Raw genomic sequence first — 504 nt, forward strand, 5'->3', positions numbered from 1 at the left:
TCCGCGGAACAGGCCGGCGGCCCGGGATGTCGACGCGACCGACCGAAAAATATTAGGCGTTCTGGTCGACGACGCGACGGTCACCTATGCCGAGCTTGGCGATCGCGTCGGCCTGTCGCCGCCGGCAGCGCATGAGCGGGTCAAGCGGCTCAAGCGCAGCGGCGCCATCCGCGCCACGGCGGCGATCATCGATCCCAGAGCGGTGAAGAAGCCGCTGCTCGCCTTCGTACACATCGACACCAGGGGCTGGGGCAAGACGCCGGAACTGATGGCGGTGTCGAAATATCCGGAGGTCGAGGAGATCCATACGGTCGCCGGCGACACCTGCATGCTGCTCAAGGTGCGCACCGAGGATACGCGCGCGCTCGAAGGGCTGCTCGCCCGTCTATACGACACGCCCGGCGTCACCTCGACGCGCAGCTATGTCGTGCTGTCGACCTATCTCGAGCGTCCGGTGCAGCCCGAGATCACGAGCGAATGGCCGGCGCCGAAGCATATGGCGAC

The 504-nt window shown here is 66.5% G+C and carries 1 protein-coding gene; it reads left to right on the plus strand.

The features are described 5' to 3' along the window. Nucleotides 1-504 (plus strand): Lrp/AsnC family transcriptional regulator (locus EN807_RS32485; protein WP_135937925.1); only part of this gene is annotated, 504 nt, incomplete at both ends.

Origin of the sequence: Mesorhizobium sp. M5C.F.Ca.ET.164.01.1.1 (genome assembly GCF_004792125.1) — a bacterium.
Taxonomy (GTDB): Bacteria; Pseudomonadota; Alphaproteobacteria; order Rhizobiales; family Rhizobiaceae; genus Mesorhizobium; species Mesorhizobium wenxiniae.